The 19,145-nt window shown below is 62.4% G+C and carries 15 protein-coding genes; 13 read left to right on the plus strand and 2 right to left on the minus strand.

All coding sequences use genetic code 11. From position 1 onward, the window contains the following. The first annotated feature begins 44 nt into the window (after nt 1-44). The 7 genes from PMI07_RS13465 (at nt 45) to PMI07_RS13495 (ending at nt 9,112) form a co-directional block, all read left to right on the plus strand. Complete coding sequence (locus PMI07_RS13465; RefSeq protein WP_007757722.1) at nt 45-2,153, plus strand: beta-galactosidase; 2,109 nt, start codon at nt 45-47, stop codon at nt 2,151-2,153. A gap of 130 nt (nt 2,154-2,283) precedes the next feature. Continuing rightward, nucleotides 2,284-3,579, plus strand: coding sequence for an FAD-dependent oxidoreductase (locus tag PMI07_RS13470; RefSeq protein ID WP_007757720.1), 1,296 nt, complete (start codon nt 2,284-2,286; stop codon nt 3,577-3,579). A 78-nt stretch (nt 3,580-3,657) separates the two neighbouring features. Continuing rightward, complete coding sequence (locus tag PMI07_RS13475; protein ID WP_007757718.1) at nt 3,658-4,575, plus strand: DMT family transporter; 918 nt, start codon at nt 3,658-3,660, stop codon at nt 4,573-4,575. 317 nt (nt 4,576-4,892) lie between these two features. Further along, nucleotides 4,893-5,609, plus strand: a complete 717-nt coding sequence (locus tag PMI07_RS13480; RefSeq protein ID WP_007757716.1) for a GntR family transcriptional regulator — start codon at nt 4,893-4,895, stop codon at nt 5,607-5,609. Between the two features lie 38 nt (nt 5,610-5,647). Further along, a complete protein-coding gene (locus tag PMI07_RS13485) occupies nt 5,648-6,898 on the plus strand; it encodes an FAD-dependent oxidoreductase (protein WP_024163794.1) in 1,251 nt (416 codons plus the stop codon). A 104-nt stretch (nt 6,899-7,002) separates the two neighbouring features. Beyond that, complete coding sequence (locus tag PMI07_RS13490) at nt 7,003-8,145, plus strand: Xaa-Pro peptidase family protein (protein ID WP_007767373.1); 1,143 nt, start codon at nt 7,003-7,005, stop codon at nt 8,143-8,145. Nucleotides 8,146-8,200: 55 nt separating this feature from the next. Further along, a complete protein-coding gene (locus PMI07_RS13495; RefSeq protein ID WP_007767375.1) occupies nt 8,201-9,112 on the plus strand; it encodes a dihydrodipicolinate synthase family protein in 912 nt (303 codons plus the stop codon). A 207-nt stretch (nt 9,113-9,319) separates the two neighbouring features. Here PMI07_RS13495 and PMI07_RS13500 read toward each other — a convergent pair whose 3' ends face one another. Further along, nucleotides 9,320-10,678 carry an MFS transporter gene (locus PMI07_RS13500; protein WP_007767380.1) on the minus strand — a complete coding sequence of 453 codons (1,359 nt, stop codon included), beginning with the start codon at nt 10,676-10,678 and terminating at the stop codon, nt 9,320-9,322. A 330-nt stretch (nt 10,679-11,008) separates the two neighbouring features. Between PMI07_RS13500 and cyoA the strand changes: the two genes are divergently transcribed. The 6 genes from cyoA (at nt 11,009) to PMI07_RS13530 (ending at nt 16,690) form a co-directional block, all read left to right on the plus strand. Continuing rightward, nucleotides 11,009-12,244, plus strand: a complete 1,236-nt coding sequence (gene cyoA / locus PMI07_RS13505; RefSeq protein ID WP_007767382.1) for a ubiquinol oxidase subunit II — start codon at nt 11,009-11,011, stop codon at nt 12,242-12,244. A gap of 20 nt (nt 12,245-12,264) precedes the next feature. Next, nucleotides 12,265-14,268 (plus strand): cytochrome o ubiquinol oxidase subunit I, encoded by a 2,004-nt coding sequence (gene cyoB, locus PMI07_RS13510; RefSeq protein ID WP_024163795.1) that lies wholly within the window; start codon nt 12,265-12,267, stop codon nt 14,266-14,268. A 4-nt stretch (nt 14,269-14,272) separates the two neighbouring features. Next, complete coding sequence (gene cyoC, locus PMI07_RS13515; RefSeq protein ID WP_007766014.1) at nt 14,273-14,917, plus strand: cytochrome o ubiquinol oxidase subunit III; 645 nt, start codon at nt 14,273-14,275, stop codon at nt 14,915-14,917. Continuing rightward, complete coding sequence (cyoD, locus tag PMI07_RS13520; protein WP_007766011.1) at nt 14,914-15,321, plus strand: cytochrome o ubiquinol oxidase subunit IV; 408 nt, start codon at nt 14,914-14,916, stop codon at nt 15,319-15,321. Before cyoC ends, cyoD begins: the two co-directional genes overlap by 4 nt. 114 nt (nt 15,322-15,435) lie before the next feature. Beyond that, the gene (locus tag PMI07_RS13525) at nt 15,436-16,107 is read left to right on the plus strand and encodes an SURF1 family protein (protein WP_081760796.1); all 672 of its coding nucleotides are present in this window, start codon (nt 15,436-15,438) and stop codon (nt 16,105-16,107) included. Nucleotides 16,108-16,234: 127 nt separating this feature from the next. Continuing rightward, complete coding sequence (locus tag PMI07_RS13530; protein WP_007766006.1) at nt 16,235-16,690, plus strand: hypothetical protein; 456 nt, start codon at nt 16,235-16,237, stop codon at nt 16,688-16,690. 66 nt (nt 16,691-16,756) lie between these two features. Here PMI07_RS13530 and katG read toward each other — a convergent pair whose 3' ends face one another. Continuing rightward, nucleotides 16,757-18,940 carry a catalase/peroxidase HPI gene (katG, locus tag PMI07_RS13535; protein ID WP_007766004.1) on the minus strand — a complete coding sequence of 728 codons (2,184 nt, stop codon included), beginning with the start codon at nt 18,938-18,940 and terminating at the stop codon, nt 16,757-16,759. Nucleotides 18,941-19,145 lie beyond the last annotated feature (205 nt).

Below are 19,145 nucleotides of genomic sequence, written 5' to 3' on the forward strand. Positions count from 1 at the left end.
GAGGGCGGAGCCATGTCCGAACATCGATGCAGAAGGACAGGACCATGCTCAAGAACGATATCCAATTCCCCTACGGCGCCGTCTATTTCCGCAAGTCCAATCCGCCCCGCGAGGACTGGGAGCGCGATTACACGACGGCGGGCGAGGACGGCCTCAACATCTTCCGTCACTGGTTCATGTGGAGCGCGATCGAAACCGCGCCCGGCGTCTACGACTGGGAAGAATACGACCGGCAGCTCGATCTCGCCGCAAAGAACGGCATCAAGACGGTCATCGCCGAACTCATCCACGCTGTGCCCGACTGGGCGGTTCGCAAATATGCCGATGCGCTGCAGGTCAATGCCGACGGCACCAAGCTCGGCTCCTATATGGGTGTTTCCGCTGCGACCGGCGGCTTTTCCAACAATGGCGGCGGTGCTGGCGCGCTGACGCTCAACAGCCCCGAAGTGAAGGAGGCGGCCGGCAGGTTCCTGACCGCGCTCGCCACCCGCTACAAGGACCATCCGGCGATCTATGGCTACGACGTCTGGAACGAGTGCAATTATTCCGCCGATGTCGATTACAGCAGCTATGCGAAGTCCGCCTTCCGCACCTGGCTTGAGAAGAAATACGGCACGCTGAAAGTGCTCGCCAAGGCCTGGCATCGCTACAGCTATGCCGAATGGGAGGATGTCGAACCGCCGGTCCACATGGCGCCCTATCCGGAATGCATCGACTGGCTGCAGTTCAAGCGCGACAATTTCTACGACCAGATGCAATGGCGCATCGACACCATCCGCGCCGTCGATCCGAAGAACACCATTGCCGCCCACGGCATATCAGGCGCGATCCCCAATATGGCGGCGAACGGCTGCGACGATTGGCTGGCCGCCTCCAAGGTCGAGGTCTACGGCTTTACCTGGATCCAGGCCCGCAAGGGGGCGGAGGCCTGGAAGAACTGGTACGGCGTCGACATCAACCGCGCCGCCGCCCGCGGCAAACCCTTCTGGCATGCCGAACGCCAGGGCGGGCCGCTCTGGCTTCAGCCGCAGGTGATCGGCCGCGACAAGGACGACGGCCGCGTCGCCGAACCGGAAGATATCCGCCTGTGGAGCATGACCTCGTTTGCCGGCGGCGCCCGCGGCGTGCTGAACCTGCGCTGGCGGCCGCTGCTCGACGGCCCGCTCTTCGGTGCCTTCGGCGCCTATGGCATGGACGGCGCCCGCACGCCGCGCTCGAAGATGCAGAGCGACATGGCGAAATGGGCCAACGACCCGGCACAGGCCGCTCTCTGGGAGGCAAAGCCGGTGCGGGGCGAGATCGGCATCCTGGTCGTTCCCGAGACCCAGGAATGGGATTACCTCCTGAACTACGACCGCAAGGAAAAGCCGTATCCGGAAGCCATGTGGGGCGCCTATCGCGCCTTCCTCGAAAACGGCGTCCAGCCGGACTGGGTGCATATCGACGATATCGATGCCTATGATCGCCTCTATTTCCCCTATCCGATCATGTTCACCGCCGAGCAGGCAAAACGCATTACCGCCTGGGTGGAAAAAGGCGGCACGCTGATGGCCGAAGCCTGCCCCGGTTATTTCGGCGACCGCGGCCATGTCGGCCAGGTGCAGCCGAACATGGGCCTCGACAAGGTTTTTGGCGCTCGCGAAGATCAGGTCGAGTTCATGCCGGATATCGGCGACCGCATCCATTTCAAGCTGGATGGAGCAGCGGTCGATGGCGGCGGTTTCCTGCAGTCCTATGTGCTGGCTGGCGGCACCGCGCGCGGCAATTTCGACGACGGACGGCTGGCCGTGGTCGAGCACACTTACGGCAAGGGCCGCACGCTGCTGATCGGCACCAATCCCTCGGTCGCCTATTACAAGTCCCAGGGCAAGGCGAACGGTGCCTTCTTTGCCGAATTGCTGCGCTGGAGCGGCTGCACGCCCCATGCGACCCTGTCGAACAAGGCGCTGTTCGCGCGTATCCACAAGAGCGAGAAAGGCAGCTTCCTCTGGCTCGTCAACCCAACCCGCTCGGCGCAGGTAACCGACGTCAAGCTTGCCGAGGGACATGGCCGGCTCGCTACTGGAAAGGCGGTTTGGCCGGTCGGAAACGCCCATGACGGCGGCAAGATCGAAGTGCCGGCCCGTGACGTGCTGATCCTGCCGCTCGCGTAATCTTAGCCATCCGCAGCCCCAGGCATGGTGCCTGGGGCCTCACGGATTCCGATCGCTCGCCTCCCAGCCTCGTAGACGTGTCCAAGCGCTTGCGGTAATGGCAAAGTCAGGAAGACAGTCGGAGAAAAGAATGCCTGTGCGGGATGCCATCGTCGTCGGCGCTGGGTTTACTGGCCTGAGCGCCGCGCTGGAGCTCATTGGTGCAGGGCTCGACGTGCTGCTACTCGAAGCGCGCGACAGGGTCGGCGGCAAGGTCGAGTCCGAGACGCTATCGGACGGTACCCGTGTCGATACAGGCGGGCAATTTTTCTGCCGCGACATGGCCGAGCTGATGGCGCTCATCCATGAGAACGGCAAGACGCCGGTCATGACCCATTACGACGGCGAGATGATCTACCGGCCAGCGGTCCCGCCGCAGCAGGGCTTCGCGCGCTGGCAGGGGGTCGATGCGCTCCGCGATCGGATGATCGCCACCGATCCGGACGACCCGGATCTCGCGAAACTGACGGTAGCCGATTGGGTGGCCCGGCAGGATGACGTGCCGGCCGACGTGCGAAAAAGTTTCCTGCGGCTGATCAAGGGCCTCTGGTGCCGCGCGCCGGAAGAGGTCGCCTTCACCTGGCTCGCCTCGAACGACCGGCGCATCACCAATACCTATTCGGAAATGGAAATGTTCCTGCCCGGCACGCTGCATGCGCTGGCCGACCAACTCGCGGCCGGGCTTGGCGACCGGCTCCGTCTTGGCACAGCAGTGGCGGGCATCGAATATTCCGATACCGGCGTCACCGTCATCGCTGGTGCTGAACGGTTCTCGGCGAAACGCCTCATCCTGGCATTGCCGCCAGTGATGATCCGCCGGCTTCCGTTTTCGCCCTCTTTGCCCGAGCGGCTGCAGAAGGCGCTTTCGGCTTGGGCGCCCGGCCTTTCGATCAAGCTGCAGGTCACTTACGACAAGCCATTCTGGCGGGAACAGGGGCTTTCCGGTGCCGTCATGTGGCACGAACCCCAGGGGCTCTACGCCTGTGATGCCAGCCACGACGATTATGCCGGCCTCATCGTTTTCGTCGGCGGGCCGGAGGCTCAGCAGTGGCACGGGCGGCCGCGAGAGGAACTCACCGCCTTCATCCGCGAGCAGTTGACCGAAGCCTTCGGCCCCGAAGGCGACAATCCGCGTGACATCCATGTCCGCGACTGGGTCGACGATCCCTGGAGCGGCGGCGCCTATAGCGACGTCGTGATCGATCTCGATGCCCGTTATGCGGAAGACATCATCAACGTAGGCGTGCCCCCGGTCCATTTCGCGTCGTCGGAACTCTCCCCATCCTATCCGGGCTATGTCGAAGGCGCGATCGTTGCGGGCAGGCTGGCGGCGGCACGGGTCATCGACGCATTGCAGGGTAGCCACTCCAAGGTCAGCGGTGCCTGACGCTTCGATCAGCATTTCTCATCCATCGCTCACGCTTTTTCATTGGCATGAATCGGCGCCGCCCGACATGATCGGCCGATGATACGAAAACGGTCCCTCGACGCATTCGCCGTCACCGCCATGGTCGTGCTCTGCAGCCTCTGGGCGCTGCAGCAGATTTCCATCAAGGCGATCATTCCGGAAGTGCCGCCCTTCTGGCAGTCGGCCATTCGCTCCATTGGCGCTACCATCGTGATCGCCGGCTGGTTCCGCTATTCGGGCCTGAAATGGACGCCCGGCCTGTTCTGGCCCGGCTTGCTGACCGGTACGCTCTTTTCGGTGGAATTCGGACTGCTCTATGTTTCGCTCGGGTTCACCGATGCGGCAAGGGCGGCGCTGCTCCTCTACACGGCGCCGTTCGTGGTGGCGATCGGCGCGCATTTTCTGATGCCGGGAGAGCGGCTGTCGCTCGCGGGCTGGATCGGCGTCGTCATCGCCTTCGCTGGCACCGGCCTTGTGCTGCAGGCCTCGATTGCGGTCGCTAGTGGCAAGTTCCTCGGCGACGCCTGTGCGCTCGCGGCCGGCATCCTCTGGGGGCTGACGACACTTGCCATCCGCCGCAGCGGCCTTGCACAGGCGCCCGCTTCGCAGACGCTGCTCTACCAGCTCGCGGTGTCGGGCGTGCTGCTGACGGCTGCCGCCATTGTCTTCGAAGGAACGCTCCCCGTTCCACATTCTCTGCTGGCCTGGTCCTCGCTTGCCTATCAGACGGTGATCGTCGCAGCCCTTTCGTTTCTCGCCTGGTTCGCGCTGATCGCCCGCTATTCGGCGACGAAACTGTCGGTGTTCACCTTCCTGACGCCGCTGCTCGCAGCGCTTGCCGGCATCCTGCTGCTCGGCGAGCGGATCGACGCCCATCACGTGCTTGCGCTCGTCTGCATCGTGGCCGGGATCATCATCGTCAATATCTACGGCCACCGTCGCGTATCTGCCGAAAATTCCTCAAAAATCGTCTGAACGACCCGAAAAGGTGCAGCACGGATCGATGTCAAAATGGCAGGTTTCGATATAGCAGCATCCGTCGGCCTCGCCGTCGTAACGGGCTTCCCTCGAGCAACTGCTGGCGCAAACCGATCTGGCACTCTATAATGCCAAGGCAGCAGGCCCGCCGACGGCACCACGTCCCGAGGACGCGACTGATGGTGCCGACCTTCAGGCATTGACCCGATAAAAGTGCGCTGTATCCGTTCTTGCTATCGGACAGGCTATTTCCTGTCGACAATATGTGTGCAATTGTTCCGCCCTATTGGCTTGCTACGCAGATAGGGTGAACGATGGCGAAGAGCGAACCTGCAGAAACCGATATCCCCCGCACCCGCGGCTCCGGAACGCAGAGCGTCTATACGGTTCTGCGCCGGGAAATCCTCGCCATGACTCTTGGCCCCGGCAGCCCACTGGACGAGGTCCGGCTGTCCGAGCGTTTCGGCATGTCGCGCACGCCGATCCGTGAGGCGCTGCTGCGGCTTTCCGCCGATGGCCTCGTCACGACGCTGCCGAACCGCAACACCATCGTCGCGACGATCGATTTCGCCTCGCTACCTCCCTATTTCGATGCGCTGACGCTAATGTACCGTGTCACCACCCGTGGTGCCGCCATGCGCGGGACGCCGCAGGCGATGGGCGAGATCCGCAAGCGGCAGGCCGAGTTTGCCGCAGCCGTCGAGGCCCATGACGCCTTCGCGATGATCGAGGCGAACCGGGAATTCCACGTGGCGATTGCCGAACTCGCCGGCAATGCCTATTACACCGCCTTCTTCGCCCGGCTGCTCGATGAAGGCCGGCGCATCCTGCGTCTCTACTACCGCACGTTCGACGACCGGCTGCCGCGCCAATATGTCGACGAGCACGAGGAAATGATCGCTGCGATCGAGGCGCGCGACGTCGAGCGCTCCGACAAGCTCGCCCTCAAGCACGCGGAACAGATCGTCCGGCAGATCCAGGACTATCTCGCCAGCGATCTCGGCCAGCCGATCGATCTTGCCACTCCCTGACCCGCCACCTCCCGCATTCGTTTCACAGGACAGAAATCATGAATTCCACTTCGGTCGACGCCGTCGTCATCGGCTCGGGCATAATCGGCGCGATGTCGGCCCAGTACCTGCTGGAGGATGGCCGCTCGGTGTTGATGATCGAACGCGGCGAGGTGGCGCGGGGTGCCAGCAGCGGCAACGCGGGCATTCTCGCCTTTCCCGAGATCATTCCGATCGCCGCACCCGGCATGATGTGGAAGGCGCCGAAATGGCTGCTCGATCCGCTCGGCCCGCTCAGCCTGCCGCCCTCTTATGCTCTCAACATGGTGCCCTGGCTGTGGCGGCTCTGGCGGGCCAGCGCCCGGCCGGCCTACGAGCGCACTGTCGGCGTGCATGCCAGGATGATGCCTATGGCGCGCAGCGAAATGCTTAGGACCGTCGAACGCACCGGCCTTCGGGCCATGGTGAAGCAGACCGGCACGCTCGACCTCTACGACAGCGAGGTGAGCCTCAATGCGGCCGGCGACGATTGGCAGGCGAAACGCAAGGCCGGTTTCGAATTCCAGAAGGTCGGCCGCGACGAGATCGACTCCCTGCAGCCCGGTCTTGCGCCGCAGTTTCGACACGGCATCTTCACGCCGTCCGGCCTGCAGGTTTCCGATCCGCTGGAATTCACCCAGGCCCTCTTCAGTAACGCCATGTCCCGCGGCGCATCGCTCAGGATCGGTGAAGTCGTCCGCATCGAACCGCTGACCGATGGCGCCAGGGTTATCCTTGCGGATGGTGCCGCCTTTGACGCGAAGACCGTTGTCCTGGCCGGCGGCGCCTGGTCGAAGAAGATCGTCACCGGCCTCGGCGATCATGCTCCGCTGGAAACCGAGCGCGGCTACAACACGACGCTGCCAGAAGGCGCCTTTCCGCTTCACCGCCAGATTTATTTCAACGACCATGGCTTCGTCGTCACGCCGCTCTCCTCTGGTATCCGCGTCGGCGGCGCGGTCGAACTCGGTGGACTGACACTGGCGCCGAACTACAAGCGCTCGGAAGCGATGCTGAAAAAGGCGAAGAGCTTCCTGCCCGACCTGAAGATCGAGGGGGGCCGTCAATGGATGGGTTTTCGCCCGTCCATGCCGGATTGCCTGCCGGTGATCGGACCCTCGAGCGCGACGCCGGCAATCATCTATGCCTTCGGCCACGGACATCTTGGCCTCACCCAGTCAGCCGCAACCGGCCGGCTGGTGGCCGATATCGCGGCACGCAGAACGCCTACTCTCGACATCGAACCCTACAGCATCGGCCGTTTCCGCTGACGCTGCCGACGGCGGAATGCGGGCCGCCGATCTGCGCCAAATATCTCTGTCGACAAACTGACTACAAAGCGATATAACCGCAGTGAAATTGAAAGGAACCGGACATGGCCTGGTCTCACCCCGTCCCGAAGATCACCGACGACGAGCGGCGGCAGCGTCTTTCGCGCCTGCAAGCGTCGCTGGACGAAAAGGGGCTGGGCGGCATCCTGCTTGGCGCCAGCGAGAGCCTGCGCTATTTCACCGGCCTCGTCTGGCATCAGAGCGAACGCCTGCTCGGTGCACTGGTGACGCCGAAATCGGTGACCTATATCGTGCCGGGGTTCGAACAGAGTCGCGTCGAGAGCCTATCCCATCTTCCGGGCGAGATCGTCGTCTGGCAGGAGGATGAAGCGAGTGCCGCGCTGGTCGCTTCGCTTCTGCCTTCCGATGTGAAAGTCGCCCTCGACGACGCGCTGCCGCTGTTCGTCTACCACCAGCTCGCCGGTGTCCTCGGCGCCGACCGGTTCGTCGATGGCGGCCGGATGATCCGCGATCTCAGGCTCCGGAAGTCGAAGGCCGAGATCGATCTCATCCAGTATGCGATGAACCTGACGCTCGAAGTGCATCGCCGGGCGCATGCCTTCATCAAGCCGGGCGTGCTTGCCTCCGATGTGGTGCGCCATATCGACGAACAGCATCGCGTGCTGGGTGCCGAAGGTGGTTCGAGCTTCTGCATCGTCTCCTTCGGGGTCGCGACCTCGCTTCCCCACGGCGCCGACGGCGAGCAGGCCTATGCGCCCGGCGACGTCGTGCTGGTCGATACCGGCTGCCGGCTCGACGGTTATCATTCGGATCTCACCCGCACCTACGTGCTGGAGGAGCCGACGACGGAATTCGCCGCCGCCTGGGCGATCGAGCGCGAGGCGGAACAGGCCGTCTTCGAGGCCGCCCGCCTCGGCGCCACCTGCGGCAGCCTCGACGACGCGGCGCGCAAGGTTTTGGCAAAGCATGGACTCGGCCCGGACTACGTCCTCCCCGGCCTGCCGCATCGCGCCGGCCACGGGCTCGGCCTCGAAATCCACGAGGAACCCTATCTGGTGCGCGGCAATGCGACCGTATTGGAACCGGGCATGTGTTTCTCCAACGAACCGATGATCGTTTTCCCGGATCGTTTCGGCATCCGTCTCGAAGACCATATCCACATGACCGAAACCGGGCCGCAATGGTTCACCCAGCCGGCAAAAGGTCCGGCCGAACCCTTCGCGTGACAAATATCGGCGCGACCGCGCATAGTATGACCCATCAACCAGAGGAGTGCTTTTTATGACCACAGGCTGGAGCGGCGTTTTCCCCGCGGTGACAACACAATTCAACGAAGACTTCTCGATCGACCTCAAGGCGACGCAAGGCGTGCAGGACGCGCTCGTCAATGACGGCGTCAACGGCCTCATCGTCATGGGCACCTGCGGCGAGAACAACTCGCTCGATCCGGAAGAAAAACGCACCATTCTCAAGGCCGCCGTCGAGGTGGTGAACGGCCGCGTGCCGGTCGTCACCGGCGTTTCCGAATTCGACACCCGCCGCGCCGTCGCCTATGCCCGCGATGCCGAAGAGCTCGGCGCCGACGGCCTGATGCTGCTGCCGGCCATGGTCTATGTGCCGAAGCCGGAAGAACTCGTCGCCCATTTCAAGACGGTCGCCGCCGCCACTTCGCTGCCGATCATGCTCTATAACAACCCGCCGGCCTACCGCGTCAACATCGGTACTGACGTGCTGCGCCAGCTCGAAGACGTGCCGAACATCAAGGCCGTCAAGGAAAGCGCCCCGGATCCGCGCCGCTTCACCGACCTGATCAACGCCTTCGGCGATCGTTTCGACATCTTCGCAGGTCTCGACGACGTGGCACTCGAAGGCCTGATGCTCGGCGCCAAGGGCTGGGTCTCCGGCCTCACCAGCGCCTTCCCGCAGGAATCCGTCGCCCTCGTGGCCGCCGCCGCCCGCGGCGACTGGGTCGAAGCCCGCGCCATCTATCGCTGGTTCATGCCATTGTTGCATCTCGATGCCGAGCACGACCTCGTCCAGTCGATCAAGCTCGCCGAGCAGATCATGGGTCGCGGCTCCGAGCGCGTCCGCATGCCGCGCATGCTGTTGACGGGTGCGCGCCGTGCTGAAGTGACGGCGATGGTCGAAAAGGCTGCTGCGACGCGGCCGACCTTGAGCAAGAAGGCGGCTTGATAGCGGCTTGCCAATCTCCCCCCTTGCGGGGGAGATGCCCGGCAGGGCAGAGGGGGGTGGTTCTACATCCTCCTCGTTTGTTGAGCTCGCGGCGCCACCCCCTCTGTCATCTCCGATGACATCTCCCCCGCAAGGGGGGAGATGGAGTGCGCGGCCCCGCCGCCTCACAAACTGCTAATGCATTCAGTAACGGTAGGTAGCAGCGCTTTACCGCTGTCCGCCCGGCTCGCCGCTCTGGTCAAGAACCCGGCTGAGGCTGAGCGCCGCGATGGTGCAGATCGCGCCGGAAATCAGGTATCCGCCGATGAAGATGATGCCGAAGCTGCTGGCGAGGCCGAGCGCGACCAGCGGTGCGAAACCGGCACCGACCAGCCAGGCGAGGTCAGAGGTAAGTGCCGCGCCGGTATAACGATAATATTGCCCGAAGCGCGACGAGACGGCACCGGAGGCCTGGCCGAAGGAAAGGCCAAGAATCCCGAAGCCGATGATGATGAAGGCATCCTGCCCCTTGCCGCCGGCATCGAGCAGGAAGGGGGCCGAGAACGAAAAGATCGCGATGATCACCGCGCCGATCATCAGCTGGCTGCGGCGGCCGATGCGGTCGGCGATCAGGCCCGACAGAATGATGCCGACGATACCAACGGCAGCGCCGATCACCTGAACGAACAGGAATTCCGCCGCCGACTGCCCGCCATAGAGCGTCACCCAGCTCAACGGGAAGATTGTCACCAGATGAAACATGGCGAAGCTGGCCAGCGGCACAAATGCGCCGAGCACGACGTCATGGGCATGCTTGCTCAGCATTTCGAAGATCGGCCGGGCCTGCAGCTCGTTGGCTTCGAGCGCAGAGCCGAACTCCTTGCTGGCGACGATGCGCAGGCGCGCAAACAGCGCCACTACATTGATCGCGAAGGCGACGAAGAACGGATAACGCCATCCCCAGGAAATGAAATCCGCTTCGGAGAGATTGGCGACAAAATAACCGAACAGGATGCTTGCCAGCGCAAAGCCGATCGGTGCGCCGAGCTGCGGGATCATCGCATACCAGCCGCGCCGGTTAGGCGGCGCATTGAGGTTCAAGAGGGAGGCGAGACCGTCCCAGGCGCCGCCGAGCGCAAAACCTTGTCCCATGCGGAACAGCGCCAGCAACGCCACGGCCCAATAGCCGATCGTGTCATACCCCGGCAAGAAGGCGATCGATGCCGTCGATCCGCCGAGCAGGAAGAGTGCGATCGTCAGCTTGGTGCCGCGCCCATAGTTGCGGTCGACCCACATGAAGACAAACGAACCAACCGGCCGCGCCATGAAAGCGAGCGGGAAGATCGCGAAGGACATCAAGGTTGCGGCAACCGGCGTCGGCGCAAACGGAAAAATCAGCTTCGGGAAGACAAGGACGGAGCCCAGTCCATAGACGAAGAAATCAAAGAATTCCGACATGCGACCGATGATCACACCGAGCGCGATGCTGCCCGGGGAGATCGGCTTGTCGTCATGAATGCGGCGGGCGTCCTTTTCCATCCCGGACGATGTGGGGCCCGTTGACGCGGGATTGACGACCGTGGTCATGAATTCCTCCTGGCGATAGTTCGCCTTGCCCCAGAAATGTTGATCAACATGCTGTCGAGATCAAGGAACAAGGCCAAAAAAACTTGATCTTGCGGCGGTCCGTACCGTCTTCTCATCCACCCCCTCTGGTCAGCCCGTCGGGTTGTCCTAGATTTGCCGGTTGGCGGATGTGGAGCCGAGCATGCCGGTCGTGCAGCAAAACGGTTTCGAAGGCCATGCGGTTTTTTGCTGCACCGCGACATATTGCTGCACTGCGACGAACGACCTCATTTAAGCCGATGCCGGAACACGGTTACTCCCCACTGGACAAAACGCAAACTTGAGCCCGAGATGACCCCTCAGTTGAAAATCGTCGCACGGTTGTTCGCTCTTCTGACCCTTGCAGGGCTTTCAGGGTGCAACCTGGTCGTCATGTCGCCTTCCGGCGATATCGCCAGACAGCAGGCCGACCTGATCGTCGTTGCCACGGTGCTGATGCTGATCATCATCGTGCCCGTCATCTTCCTCACGCTGTTCTTCGCCTGGCGCTATCGCGGCTCGAACACCAGCGCACCCTATGACCCCGAATGGCACCATTCGACGCGGCTGGAAGTCATCATCTGGTCCGCACCGCTCGCCATCATCATCGCACTCGGCGCCGTCACCTGGATCAGCACCCACAAGCTCGACCCCTATAGGCCCCTCGACCGGCTCGATGCCACGCGCGCCCTGCCGGCAGAGACAAAACCGATCACGGTCGAGGTCGTGGCACTCGATTGGAAATGGCTGTTCTTCTACCCGGAATACGGCATTGCGACCGTCAACGAGATGGCCGCGCCGGTGGACGTGCCGATCAACTTCAAGATCACCGCCTCGTCGGTGATGAATTCCTTCTATGTGCCGGCGCTGGCGGGCATGATCTATGCCATGCCCGGCATGGAGACGAAGCTGCATGCCGTCATCAACACGCCGGGCGAATTCGAAGGCTTGTCCGCGAACTATAGCGGCGACGGTTTTTCGCATATGCGCTTCAAGTTCCATGGTGTCGATCGAGCCGGCTTCGACCAGTGGATCGCCCGGGTGAAGCAGAACGGCACCGCGCTCAACCGCGACGCCTACCTGAAGCTCGAAAAGCCGAGCACCAAGGAACCGGTCCGCTACTATGCAAACGTCGAGGACGGGCTCTACCGCGCCGTGCTCAACATGTGCGCCATGCCCGGCAAGATGTGCATGGACGAGATGATGCATGTCGACCTGATGGGTGGCGGCGGAACCGAGAGCCATGAAAACCGTGCGCGTCTGGAGCATGACAACCGCCATGCGGGCGAAGCGGTGCATGGCACGGCTGCACCTGGCGCCACCTTCCCGGCCACCGGCAATCCTGCCCGCAGCGACCAACCGGCGGAAGGCGTCAACGAAAATCAGGGCCAGCCGCAATCCCAGACGCAGCCCCCGATGAACCAAGGCGCGCACGGCGCGCCAGACATGCACAACATGCAGGGCAATATGCCCGGAAGTGCCCCAGGAACCTCCGGGGGCGGTGCCGCACCGGCGCAGCTCAACACCGACGTTCCGGCAAAGCCCTGAAAGAGATCTGGTAGAAACCCATGTTCGGCAACACCACCCTGACCCAATTCCTTTTCGGGCGGCTGACCTTCGAAGCCATCCCCTATCACGAGCCGATTCTCGTGGTGACCTTTATCGCGGTGGCGCTCGGCGGCATCGCCATCCTGGCGCTGATCACCAAATACAAGCTCTGGGGTTATCTGTGGAGCGAGTGGTTCACCAGCGTCGATCACAAGAAGATCGGTATCATGTATGTGGTGCTGGCGATCGTCATGCTGCTGCGCGGTTTTGCCGACGCGATCATGATGCGCCTCCAGCAGGCGCTCGCCTTCAACGGCAGCGAGGGGTACCTGACGCCGCACCATTACGACCAGGTCTTCACCGCCCATGGCGTCATCATGATCTTCTTCATGGCCATGCCTTTCGTCACCGGGCTGATGAACTACGTCGTGCCGCTGCAGATCGGTGCCCGCGACGTCTCCTTCCCGTTCCTCAACAACTTCTCGTTCTGGATGACGACGGCGGGCGCCGTCATCATCATGATGTCGCTGTTCGTCGGTGAATTCGCCCGCACCGGCTGGCTCGCCTACCCGCCGCTCTCGGGCGCCGATTACAGTCCGGGCGTCGGGGTCGATTATTACATCTGGGGCTTGCAGGTGGCCGGCATCGGAACGACCCTATCGGGCATCAACCTGATCGCCACGATCGTCAAGATGCGCGCCCCAGGCATGACCTTCATGAAGATGCCGATCTTCACCTGGACCTCGCTCTGCACCAACGTGCTGATCGTCGCCTCCTTCCCGATCCTCACCGCCACCCTCGTTCTGCTGTCGCTCGACCGCTATGCCGGCACGAACTTCTTCACCAACGATCTCGGCGGCAACCCGATGATGTACGTGAACCTCATCTGGATCTGGGGCCATCCGGAGGTCTACATCCTCGTCCTGCCGGCGTTCGGCATCTTTTCGGAAGTGGTCGCCACCTTCTGCGGCAAGCGGCTCTTCGGTTACGCCTCGATGGTCTACGCCACCTGCGTGATCATGATCCTCTCCTATATCGTCTGGCTGCACCATTTCTTCACGATGGGGTCCGGTGCCTCGGTCAACGCCTTCTTCGGCATCACTACGATGATCATCTCGATCCCGACCGGGGCCAAGATGTTCAACTGGCTGTTCACCATGTATCGCGGCCGCATCCGTTACGAACTGCCGATGATGTGGACGGTCGGCTTCATGGTCACCTTCGTCATCGGCGGCATGACCGGCGTCATGCTGGCGGTTCCCCCGGCCGATTTTGTGCTCCACAATTCGCTGTTCCTCATCGCCCATTTCCACAACGTCATCATCGGCGGCGTGGTGTTCGGGCTGATGGCCGGCGTCGTCTACTGGTGGCCGAAGGCATTCGGTTACAAGCTCGATACGTTCTGGGGCAAGATCAGTTTCTGGTGCTGGCTGATCGGCTTCTATGTCGCGTTCATGCCGCTCTATGTGCTCGGCCTGATGGGTGTCACCCGCCGTGTTTCCCAGTTCGAGGACCCGTCGCTGCAGATCTGGTTCATCATTGCCGCATTCGGCGCGGTGATCATCGCATGCGGCATCGGCGCCTTCATCATCCAGATCGTCGTCAGCTACCTGAAGCGCGACCAGCTACGCGAGACTTCCGGTGATCCCTGGGATGGCCGCACGCTCGAATGGTCGACCTCCTCACCACCGCCGGACTACAACTTCGCCTTCACGCCGGTCGTGCACGATCACGACAGCTGGTACGACATGAAGAGCCGCGGCTACGAGCGCCCGCTCGGCGGTTTCAAGCCGATCCACATGCCGAAGAACACGGGCACCGGCGTCATCCTCGCCGCCATCAGTGTCGTCTTCGCCTTCGCGATGATCTGGTACATCTGGTGGCTGGCGATCGTCGCCTTCGTCACCATGATCGCCGTCGCGATCGGCCATACCTTCAACTACAACCGGGATTTCTACATTCCAGCCGACACCGTGACCGCAACAGAGGACGCGCGCTCGAAGCTGCTCGCGGAACGGACCTGAGACGATGAGCCAGACGCAAGTTCAAACCCACGGCCCCTCCGGCACACATGAAACCGACAAGCCGCAGTTCTACGTCACGGAAGAGCACCATCCGGAAGGCAGCACCATGCTGGGCTTCTGGCTCTACCTGATGAGCGACTGCCTGATCTTCGCCGTGCTCTTTGCCACTCACGGCGTGCTCGGCCGCAATTATGCTGCAGGCCCCTCGCCCGCAGACCTGTTCGATCTGCCAATCGTCGCCCTCAACACCGCAATGCTGCTCTTCTCGTCGATCACTTACGGCTTCGCGATGTTGCAGATGGAGCGGGGCGCCAAGCCGGAGACGCTGTTCTGGCTCGGCGTGACGGGCGTGTTCGGCGCGACCTTCCTCGGCCTTGAACTCTACGAGTTCAACCACCTCATCCAGGAGGGCGCCGGCCCGACCCGCTCGGCCTTCCTCTCCTCCTTCTTCACGCTGGTGGGTACCCACGGCCTGCACGTCACCTTCGGCATCGTCTGGCTGATCACGCTGATGGTCCAGGTCGGCAAACACGGGCTGATCGAGGAGAACAAGCGCCGCCTGATGTGCCTGTCGATGTTCTGGCACTTCCTCGACGTCGTCTGGATCGGCGTCTTTTCCTTCGTCTATCTCATGGGAGTCCTCGGATGAGCGCGCACGGCCAAGCCCCCCTGCACGAAGATGCCGCACAGGCCCATCATGGCCACAGCAACGGCCACCAGGCCGGCCACGGCACGCTGAAAGGTTATCTGATCGGCTTTGCCCTGTCGGTAATCCTGACTGCCATTCCCTTCTGGCTCGTCATGGGCGGCGTCTTCGACAGCAAGCTCCTGACTGCTTTTCTGATCATGGGGCTCGGCGTCGTGCAGATCATCGTCCACATGGTCTATTTCCTGCACATGAATCCGCGCTCGGAAGGCGGCTGGACGATGATGGCGCTGCTCTTTACACTGGTACTGGTCGGCATCACGCTTGTCGGCTCGCTCTGGGTCATGCATCATCTGAACAGCAACATGATGTCGATGTCGCCGGAGATGATGAAGAACATGCCGTGATCCCCCGAAGGGGATGAGCCTGGGAAGGATAGATGCGTGGCTCTAGACCATCCTTTGACGGGAGAAACAGCGGATGCGGGGTCAAACCGCTCCCAGTTCCTCTTCGCGGGCGCCATGCTTTTTCTGACGCTGATCTTCCTCGGGCTGGGCACCTGGCAGGTACAGCGGCTCTTCTGGAAACTCGACCTGATCGCGCGCGTCGACGCCCGGGTCAGCGCGACCCCCGTGCAGGCCCCCTCCTCGCAAGCCTGGCCTGGGATCAACGCCGAAGATGACGAATACCGGCGGGTAACCGCGACCGGCATTTTCCGCCATGACGAGGAAACGCCGGCGCAGGCCGTCACGGACCTCGGACCAGGCTTCTGGATTCTGACCCCGCTGGAGCAGGCGGACGGAACCTCGGTCCTGATCAATCGGGGCTTCGTGCCAGCCGACCGCCGCGACCCGGCCGCCCGCGCAGATGGTGAGATCGAAGGTCCCGTCAAGATCACCGGCCTCATCCGCATGAGCGAGCCGAAGGGTGCTTTCCTGCGCTCCAACGACCCCGCCAACGGTCGCTGGTATTCACGTGACGTCGCCGCGATCGCTGCAACAAAAGGCCTCGAAAAGGTGGCTCCCTATTTCATCGATGCCGATGCGACGCCCATTCCCGGCGGCCTGCCCGTCGGTGGGCTGACGGTGATCCGCTTCCGCAACAGCCACCTCGTCTACGCCGTCACCTGGTATCTGCTGGCGGTGATGAGCGCCGCTGCGGCTTACGCGATCCAGCGCAGGCGTCTTGCCTGAAACTTGGGGCGTGGATTTCCACTGAATAGCAGGTCTGCAACCTGTTCATCGCGCGCCGAATTTCCCATACTTGATAAACGGCATTTGCCAGCGCCGCAGGCGGGCCGGCTAAGAGCGGATTGATAGCATGCGCCAGTTTTTCAACTCGAAATACAAGATCATCTTCGCGGCAACGCTGTTCATCCTGACATCGATCTTCATGTCGATTTCCGCGACGGGCCATGTCAGCGGCAATTACATCGCCATCGTCCTGATCGCGTTCCTCTTCACGATCCTGTCGCTCTATTCCACCGCGAGATCGCAACACGCCGAATATCTGATCATCGGCAGCCTGCTCTTGTCCCTGTCGACCCTGGTCGGGATTACCGAAGTGCTGACCAAGAAGATCTCCAACATGCAATACGGGGTCTATTTCTTCGCCTTCCTCGGCTGCGTCGGCCTGCTTTCGCTTGGCCTGATCGCAAGGTATCTCACCAGCGAGGGATGGAGCGTCAGCTCGGAGAAGACGCGCGAGGCCTTGTCCGTGTGTGCGACAATCCTGGGATTCGTGCTGGCCATCGCCTCGGCCTTCGTGCCGACCTGAGGCGGATTCAAACTTCCTGAAGATGCCCGGACGTAGCTAAGGCTACGTCCGGGCTATTTTTGTCGATCAGACGAGATCGAAACGATCGGCGTTCATGACCTTGGTCCAGGCGGCGACAAAGTCCTTCACGAACTTCTGCTTGGCGTCGGACTGGGCATAGACTTCGGCGATCGCACGAAGCTGCGAGTGCGAACCGAAGATGAGGTCGACGCGGGTGCCGGTCCACTTCGGTGCCTTGGTCTTGCGGTCGCGGCCTTCGTAAACGCCGCTCTTGCCGGCAACAGGCGACCATTCCGTGCCCATGTCGAGCAGGTTGACGAAGAAGTCGTTCGTCAACGTCTCGGGCTTGTCCGTGAAGACGCCATGTTCGGGCTGTCCGGCCTTCAGCACGCGCAGGCCGCCGAGGAGGACGGTCATTTCCGGCGCGGTCAGCGTCAACAGCTGGGCACGGTCCACGAGGGCCTCTTCAGCCTGCATGAACTGCGTCCTGCTGTTGTTGACATAGTTGCGGAAAGCGTCGGCACGGGGTTCCAGCGGGGCGAAGGACACGGCATCCGTCTGTTCCTGCGAGGCGTCCATGCGGCCCGGCGTGAACGGTACGGAAATGTCCTGACCTGCTGCCTTCGCAGCCTTCTCGACGCCTGCTGCGCCGCCAAGGACGATCAGGTCGGCCAGCGAGATCTTCTTGCTCCCGGTATGGGAGGCGGAGAAATCCTTCTGGATGCCTTCGAGAACGCCCAAGACCTTCGCGAGCTGTGCCGGCTGGTTGGCTTCCCAGTCCTTCTGCGGTGCAAGCCGGATGCGTGCGCCATTGGCACCGCCGCGCTTGTCGGAACCGCGGAAGGTCGAGGCGGAGGCCCAGGCGGTCGAGACCAGTTCCTGCACCGTGAGACCGGATGCCAGGATTCTGGACTTCAGGTCGGCGAGATCATGGTCGTCGACCAGATCATGATTGACCGGCGGGATCACGTCCTGCCAGATCAGGTCTTCGGCCGGCACTTCCGGACCGAGGTAGCGAACCTTCGGCCCCATGTCACGGTGGGTCAGCTTGAACCAGGCGCGGGCAAAGGCGTCGGCGAACTCAGCGGGGTTTTCGAGGAAGCGACGCGAGATCTTCTCGTAGGCCGGGTCGAAACGCAGTGCCAGGTCGCTGGTCAGCATGGTCGGGAGCTGCTTCCTCGAGGGATCGAAGGCGTCCGGAATGGATGCTTCGGCGTTCTTCGCAACCCACTGCTTGGCGCCGGCCGGGCTTGTGGTCAGCTCCCATTCGAAGCCGAACAGGTTTTCGAAGAAGTAATTGCTCCACTGAGTGGGCGTTTGGGTCCAGGTCACTTCCAGGCCGCTACCGATGGCATCGCGACCAACGCCGGTGTTGAACTTGCTCGCCCAGCCGAGGCCCTGGGCTTCGAGCTCGCCGCCTTCCGGGTCAATGCCGACAAACGACGGATCGCCAGCGCCATGGGTCTTGCCGAAGGTGTGCCCGCCGGCGATCAGCGCCACGGTCTCTTCATCGTTCATCGCCATGCGGGCGAAGGTATCGCGGATGTCGCGGGCGGATGCGAGCGGATCGGGAGTGCCGTTCGGGCCTTCCGGATTGACGTAGATGAGGCCCATCTGCACGGCGCCGAGCGGTTCTGCGAGTTCGCGCTCGCCGCTGTAGCGTTCGTCGCCGAGCCAGGTTCCCTCCGGACCCCAGTAGAGCTCCTCCGGCTCCCAAACGTCGGCGCGGCCGCCGGCGAAACCGAAGGTCTTGAAGCCCATCGATTCGAGCGCGACATTGCCCGTGAGGATCATCAGGTCGGCCCAGGAGATCTTGTTGCCGTATTTCTGCTTGATCGGCCAAAGCAGGCGACGTGCCTTGTCGAGGTTGACGTTATCCGGCCAGCTGTTGAGCGGGGCAAACCGCTGCTGACCCTGACCTGCGCCGCCGCGGCCGTCGGTGATGCGATAGGTACCGGCGCTGTGCCAGGCCATGCGGATGAACAGGCCACCGTAATGACCGAAGTCGGCCGGCCACCAGTCCTGCGAATCGGTCATCAGGGCATGAAGGTCTTTCTTCAAGGCGTCGAGATCGAGCGTCTTGAATTCTTCGGCATAATTGAACGCCTCGCCCATCGGGTCCGAGCGGACGGAGTGCCCATGAAGAATCTGGACGTTCAGCTGGTTGGGCCACCACTCGCGGTTCGATCTGCCGCGAGGCGTGTGGGCGACCGGACATTTGCCGGCGTTTTCGCTAGATTTCGCATCCATGACACTATCTCCTTGATTGCTTGAATTATCTGTCGTGCAAAAGAGGGTATTTCTCCCGAACCGTCCGGCTCGGCCGCGCTATTTCAGACTGTAATCCCCACCCTTCGAGCCAGGGCCATAGCCACGCGCACCCTCCTTGGATCCCTTCTTAACGGAAGCGCCTCATAAATTTAAGTTGGATTTACTGATCGCTGCGATAAGTTGA

This window comes from Rhizobium sp. CF080 (genome assembly GCF_000282095.2).
In the GTDB taxonomy this organism is placed as follows: domain Bacteria; phylum Pseudomonadota; class Alphaproteobacteria; order Rhizobiales; family Rhizobiaceae; genus Neorhizobium.

Coding starts and splice junctions, on each gene's coding strand:
- PMI07_RS13465 (WP_007757722.1), top strand. CDS start 45: ATGCTCAAGAACGATATCCAATTCCCCTACGGCGCCGTCTATTTCCGC.
- PMI07_RS13470 (WP_007757720.1), top strand. CDS start 2,284: ATGCCTGTGCGGGATGCCATCGTCGTCGGCGCTGGGTTTACTGGCCTG.
- PMI07_RS13475 (WP_007757718.1), top strand. CDS start 3,658: ATGATACGAAAACGGTCCCTCGACGCATTCGCCGTCACCGCCATGGTC.
- PMI07_RS13480 (WP_007757716.1), top strand. CDS start 4,893: ATGGCGAAGAGCGAACCTGCAGAAACCGATATCCCCCGCACCCGCGGC.
- PMI07_RS13485 (WP_024163794.1), top strand. CDS start 5,648: ATGAATTCCACTTCGGTCGACGCCGTCGTCATCGGCTCGGGCATAATC.
- PMI07_RS13490 (WP_007767373.1), top strand. CDS start 7,003: ATGGCCTGGTCTCACCCCGTCCCGAAGATCACCGACGACGAGCGGCGG.
- PMI07_RS13495 (WP_007767375.1), top strand. CDS start 8,201: ATGACCACAGGCTGGAGCGGCGTTTTCCCCGCGGTGACAACACAATTC.
- PMI07_RS13500 (WP_007767380.1), bottom strand. CDS start 10,678: ATGACCACGGTCGTCAATCCCGCGTCAACGGGCCCCACATCGTCCGGG.
- cyoA (WP_007767382.1), top strand. CDS start 11,009: ATGACCCCTCAGTTGAAAATCGTCGCACGGTTGTTCGCTCTTCTGACC.
- cyoB (WP_024163795.1), top strand. CDS start 12,265: ATGTTCGGCAACACCACCCTGACCCAATTCCTTTTCGGGCGGCTGACC.
- cyoC (WP_007766014.1), top strand. CDS start 14,273: ATGAGCCAGACGCAAGTTCAAACCCACGGCCCCTCCGGCACACATGAA.
- cyoD (WP_007766011.1), top strand. CDS start 14,914: ATGAGCGCGCACGGCCAAGCCCCCCTGCACGAAGATGCCGCACAGGCC.
- PMI07_RS13525 (WP_081760796.1), top strand. CDS start 15,436: ATGCTTTTTCTGACGCTGATCTTCCTCGGGCTGGGCACCTGGCAGGTA.
- PMI07_RS13530 (WP_007766006.1), top strand. CDS start 16,235: ATGCGCCAGTTTTTCAACTCGAAATACAAGATCATCTTCGCGGCAACG.
- katG (WP_007766004.1), bottom strand. CDS start 18,940: ATGGATGCGAAATCTAGCGAAAACGCCGGCAAATGTCCGGTCGCCCAC.